Origin of the sequence: Pseudonocardia sp. SID8383 (assembly GCF_009864975.1) — a bacterium.
Lineage (GTDB): Bacteria > Actinomycetota > Actinomycetes > Mycobacteriales > Pseudonocardiaceae > Pseudonocardia > Pseudonocardia alni.
In genome coordinates this window covers 1-3,867 of sequence record NZ_WWFY01000849.1, presented here as the reverse complement: position 1 = coordinate 3,867, position 3,867 = coordinate 1, and the positions used below count along the sequence as shown (strand labels likewise).

Genomic DNA, 3,867 nt, shown 5'->3' with positions numbered 1-3,867 from the left:
ACGACGTCGCCGCCGCGGAGGTGCTGGCGTCGCTGTCGGACGACGACCCCGCCACGTCGGAGCGGGTGCTCGGCGCGCTCGACGGCGCGCTCGACGGCGCCGACCCGGCCGCACGGATCCGGCTGGCCCAGGCGCTGGTCGAGCAGCCCGGGTCCGGGGCGCGGGAGGCGCTGCTCCGGCTCACCCGCGACGACGACCGGGCCGTCGCCCTGGTCGCGACGGCGTTCGCGGGGCGTACGGGCCGAGCGGCACCGCCGCCACGGCCGGGCCGGTCCACCCGGTCGCTCGGACAGGCCCCACCCCGGGCCCGTCCGTAGACTCCCGCCGTGGCCAGGCGCCTTCGCGACACCCTGAGCGCTCCGGCGCGACCCGTCCTGCGGTACTGGAACGACCTGCCCATGCGCGTGCAGGGGCGCATCACGATCGGGCTGCCGCTCGTCGCGGTGCTGATCTCGGCCGGGCTGGCCCTGACCGGGAACCTGCAGCGGGTCGACATCGAGACCGACATCCAGCGCAAGTTCGAGATGACCGGATCGCTCGGCGAGCTCACCACGCTCATGGTCGACGCCGAGACCGGGATGCGCGGCTACCAGCTCACCGGGCGCACGGAGTACCTGGAGCCGTTCACCGACGCGTCGGCGGAGCTCCCGACGGTGCTGGGACGGCTGGAGACGCTGGCCACTGCGGAGCCCGGGGAGAAGCCGCGCACGGACAAGCTGGCCCGGATCGCCGAGCTGCGGGACCTGACGGCGAAGCAGATGACCGACCTGGCCCGGCAGCGCGACGTCGTCGCCGCGGGCGGGGACACCGACGGCGAGATCCGGCAGGACCTCGCCTACGGCAAGAACCTCATGGACGGCATCCGCAGCCGCGTCGATCAGAGGCGGACCGGTGAGCGGGAGCTGCTCGACGACCGGATCGAGGAGATCAACCAGATCCGCCTCCGCGACTACCTGTCGGTCGGCATCGCGCTCGCGGTCGCCGTGCTGACCCGGTTCCTGGCCTGGTTCCTGCACCGCAACGGCATCCTGCGCCGGGTGGACCGGCTCGCCGACACCGTGCGCGTCATCCGCGAGGGCGGCACGGTGCCCGAGCCGCCGCCGGTGAAGCGGGACCGGATGGGCGAGCTCGAACGGGAGGTCCACCTGCTCGAACCGGCCGCTCCGGCGCGGCGCGACGACGCCGTTGACGGACGCGTGTGACGCGGGACACGATCAGGCGGCCACCCACTGCCCGAGGAGCCCGCATGAGCACCGACGCCTCCGTACCCACCCGCGCACCCGGCAGGCTCGGGGACCCGGCGACGACGATCGGCGACGACCCGCGGGCCGACCCGCGGATGGTCGCGGTGCTGGAGGGATTCGGCCTGACCGGGCACGCCGACGACGCCCCGATGGACCGCACCGCGGGCCGCCCGGCCCTGCTCGGGTTCGTCGACGCCGTCGAGGAGGGCTTCGAGGGCCTGTTCGCCGCGCTCGCCACCGGCTGGACCCCACCGGCCGGGGTCGACCGCACGACGCGGACCGTTCCCGGCGCCGACGGGCACCCGATCACCCTGTACGTCCACCGCCCCACCGGCGTCGACGGGCCGCTGCCGGTGATCTACCAGGTCCACGGCGGCGGGATGGTCATGCTGGCCGCCCAGGGGCCGCTCTACGCGCGCTGGCGCGACGAGCTGGCCGCCGAGGGCGCCGTCGTCGTGGGGGTCGAGTACCGCAACGGGGGTGGGCGGCTCGGGCCGCACCCGTTCCCGGCGGGTCTGGACGACTGCGTCACCGGCCTGCACTGGGTGCACGAACACCTCGCGGAGCTGGGCGGCACGCACGTCGTCGTCACCGGGGACTCCGGCGGGGCGAACCTCGCGCTCGGGCTGGCGGTCCGGGCCGGTCGCGACGGCTGGTCCGGGCGGATCGCCGGGGTCTACGCCCAGTGCCCCTACGTGCTGGGGTCCTGGGACCGGCCGCCCGCGGACCTGGCGTCGCTGTGGGAGAACGACCGCTACTGGCTCAACCGGGAGCTGTTCCCGCTGCTCGCCGAGGTCTACGACCCCGGCTCCGCGCACGCCGACGACCCGACCTGCTGGGCCGCGGCCGCAGGCCCCGAGGACCTGCAGGGGCTCCCGCCGCACGTGATCGCGTGCGCGGAGCTGGACCCGCTGCGCGACGAGGGACTCGCCCACCACCGTCGGCTGCTCGCGGCGGGGGTGCCGTCGGTCGGGCTCGTGTACCCGGGGCTCTGCCACGTCGGGATGATCCTGTTCCGCGACGCGATGCCCGACGTCTACGCGCACGCCGTGCGCGATGTCGTCGGCTTCGCCCGGTCGGTACGCGGCTGAGCCCGCCGGGTCAGGACACGGCGGGCGGGGCGGCGGGCAGGTCCGGGTCGTCGCCGGTGTCCGGGCGCACCCGGCGACGGCACCCCAGCACGACCAGGTGTGCGTCGAGCACCCGGGCGAGCAGGACCCGGTCGGCCCGGGCACCCGCGGCCGGGTCGGTCAGCATGTCGGCGACGTCGTGCTCGCTGCCGGTGCCGCCGAGACCCGCGTAGCGGGCCCAGACGTCGTAGGCGGACAGCCCGGACAGCGCCGCCCCGGCCGGGAGCGACACCGTCACGGGTTCCTCGGGCACGACCATCCGCGCCGTCTACCCGGCTCCGGGCGGTTCAGACCCCCGGGCGCCCTTTTCTGTGCGTCGTGTCCGCCTTGGCGGACCGTCCTGGGCCTCGTGCGCATCATGGTGGTCGAGGACGACGACCCCGGGATCAGCTCGGGTCGATCCGCAGGATCCGGTCGTCGTCGCCGTTCGAGGTCGTGACCAGCAGCGGACCGCCGGGCACGGCGTACACCCCGCGCAACCGGCCGGGGTCCCCGTCGAGCGCCGCCGGGATCTCGACGTCGGAGACCGCGCCGTCGGTGCCCTCCGGGCCGACCCGCATCAGCAGCAGCTTCTGCCCGCGCAGCGCGGCGACGGCGAGCATCCCGTTCCGCTGCCCCCACGCGTCGCCGTCGAGGAACGCGGCGCCGGCCGGCGCCTCGGGCGGGCTGCCGGAGGCCCACACGGCGGGGACGGCGTCGGGGAAGCGGTCCCGGTCGGTCATCGGGACCGACTCGTCGTAGGTGGTCACCGTGCCGCCCTGCGAGGGGTCCCAGCCGTAGTTGCCGCCCGGGCGCAGCAGGTTCACCTCGTCGTCGCGGGTGGGGCCGTGCTCGGCGGTGAAGACCCGCCCGGTACCCGGCTCGACCGCGACGCCCTGCACGTTGCGGTGCCCGGAGGTGTACACGAGCCGCTGGGCCGGGTCGGCGGCGTCGGCGAAGGGATTGCCGGCCGCGGGCCCGCCGGTGGCCGGGTCGACCCGCAGCGTCTTGCCGCCGAGCGAGGTGAGGTCCTGCGGGGTGGCGGGCATCGCCGCGTCGCCGGTCCCGACGACGAGCGCCCCGGTGTCGTCGACGGCGACCCGACAGCCCGAGTGGCGTCCGCCCGAGGCGATCGGCAGACCGCCGACCAGCGGGTCCGCGACCCGGGTCGCGGTGGCCCCGTCCGCGGACAGCGTCCAGGTGACCAGCCGGACGTCGACCGGGCTCCCGTTCTCGGCACGGGTCTGGCAGGTGGTGAACCGGTTCGACGTCGCGAAGTCGGCGTGCACGGCCAGGCCCATCAGCCCGCCCTCGCCGCGGGCGAACACGTCGCCCAGGTCGGCGGCGACCGGGGTGACCGCGGTGCCCGGGTCGAGCGAGGCGAGCAGCGACAGGCGCCCGTCCCGCTCGGTGACCAGCGCCCGCCCGTCGGGCAGCACGCCGACGCTCCAGACGTGGGAGAGCCCGTCCGCGACGACGACCGGCGCCAGGTCGCCGGCCGCCGCCGGGGCGTC

4 protein-coding genes and 1 pseudogene are annotated in these 3,867 nt (G+C 75.9%); 3 read left to right on the top strand and 2 right to left on the bottom strand.

Translation table 11 applies throughout. The annotated features are described in order from the left end of the window. From GTW08_RS20600 to GTW08_RS20590, 3 genes and pseudogenes are all read left to right on the top strand, one after another. Window positions 1-317, top strand: a pseudogene (locus tag GTW08_RS20600) (hypothetical protein); the annotation flags it as partial. Window positions 318-326: 9 nt separating this feature from the next. Further along, the gene (locus GTW08_RS20595; RefSeq protein WP_139282964.1) at window positions 327-1,202 is read left to right on the top strand and encodes a CHASE3 domain-containing protein; all 876 of its coding nucleotides are present in this window, start codon (window positions 327-329) and stop codon (window positions 1,200-1,202) included. A 44-nt stretch (window positions 1,203-1,246) separates the two neighbouring features. After that, window positions 1,247-2,335 (top strand): alpha/beta hydrolase fold domain-containing protein, encoded by a 1,089-nt coding sequence (locus tag GTW08_RS20590; RefSeq protein WP_073577520.1) that lies wholly within the window; start codon window positions 1,247-1,249, stop codon window positions 2,333-2,335. Window positions 2,336-2,345: 10 nt separating this feature from the next. On the opposite strand, the gene GTW08_RS32735 is transcribed toward GTW08_RS20590, so the two are convergent. Then, window positions 2,346-2,627, bottom strand: a complete 282-nt coding sequence (locus GTW08_RS32735; RefSeq protein WP_139282963.1) for a hypothetical protein — start codon at window positions 2,625-2,627, stop codon at window positions 2,346-2,348. 133 nt (window positions 2,628-2,760) lie between these two features. Beyond that, the gene (locus GTW08_RS20580) at window positions 2,761-3,843 is read right to left on the bottom strand and encodes a PQQ-dependent sugar dehydrogenase (RefSeq protein WP_237454021.1); all 1,083 of its coding nucleotides are present in this window, start codon (window positions 3,841-3,843) and stop codon (window positions 2,761-2,763) included. Window positions 3,844-3,867: the final 24 nt, after the last annotated feature.